Below are 1,241 nucleotides of genomic sequence, written 5' to 3'. Positions count from 1 at the left end.
TTTGTTGGCCTATCAGATAAGTCAGTCGCAACCACCCGCGAGCAAGGGGCGTCCTTCAAAGGCAAATCCTTTATTGGTCGAAGTGGATAAAATAGCGCCTCGGGACTTTCAGGTCACGGTAGAGTCCTATGGTGTTCTGAAGGCTAATACCCGGACGAATCTGTTGTCCCTGGTCTCGGGACAGGTTTTAAAGGTCAGCCCTGCTTTTCAGCGGGGTGCTTTTGTCCAAGAGGGTCAAGTCCTGTTGGTGATCGATCCGCTTGAATATGAGGTGAGCTTGCAAACTGCGCGTAGTGATTTGGCTAATGCGGAGTTAGCTCTGGCGGAGGAGGAAGCGCGTTCCGAGCAAGCACTTCGGGATTGGCGTACCCAAGAAAAAATCAATAGTACACCGGCGCGTGATTATGCGCTGCGTTATCCTCAGCTAAAAGCGGCCAAGGCTAAGTTGGAGACGGCTAAAGCCAAGCTATCCTTGGCGCAGAAAAACTTGGAAAGAACTAAAGTTCGAGCACCCTATGATGGTCGTTTGATAGAAACCTTCGTCAATAAAGGCAGTGTCATCAGTACTTCCACGCCCGTGGCAGAGCTTTATTCTAGTGAGTCTTTGGAGCTTAGCTTACCCATAGCTAGTAGGGATCTCGCATTTCTGGACTTACCTTCATCAGAGAGCTATCAGGATACCTCTTCATCAGCTTATGTCCGCATCGAGAACTCCTTAGTTGTACCAGCTGAATATTGGCAAGCAATGATTGTCGGTACTGAGGCGCTGGTTGATGCTGAAAACCAACAAATCTATGCGCTGGCAAAAATAGTGAAGCCGCTCACTTCTGAGAAATCGGAAAGGCCGGTACAAGCGCTAAAGGTTGGACAATATTTGCATGCAAACATACAAGGGAAAACTATAGATGAGGCGATATTAGTGCCGAATTCGGCGATCTATCAGGGCACGTATGTCTATGTTGTAGAGAAAATAGAAAAACAGGATGTGCTTGCCAGGCGGGAAGTAAACGTTCGTTGGCGCAATGAGGAACTTAGCCTGATTGAATCTGGTTTAAATATTGGCGACCTGCTAGTTAGAACACCTTTGGGGCAAGTGACGAGTGGTACGCGCGTGGCGATCGATAAGCGAGTAGAGGGCGCTGCAGACAAGCATCAAGGAGAATCGCCTTGATTGCATGGTTTGCTCGAAATGATGTTGCGGCAAATTTATTGTTGCTGACCATTCTGGCTTTAGGTCTAGG

1 protein-coding gene is annotated in these 1,241 nt (G+C 48.3%); it reads left to right on the top strand.

The genetic code is table 11. The features are described from left to right. On the top strand, positions 1-1,171 hold a 1,171-nt coding region (locus A3735_RS06425; RefSeq protein ID WP_068637794.1), incomplete at its 5' end, for an efflux RND transporter periplasmic adaptor subunit. Positions 1,172-1,241 lie beyond the last annotated feature (70 nt).

It is taken from the genome of Oleiphilus sp. HI0061, assembly GCF_001635675.1.
The sequence above is the reverse complement of the archived record's forward strand: the minus strand, read 5'-3'. Positions and strand labels throughout refer to the sequence as shown.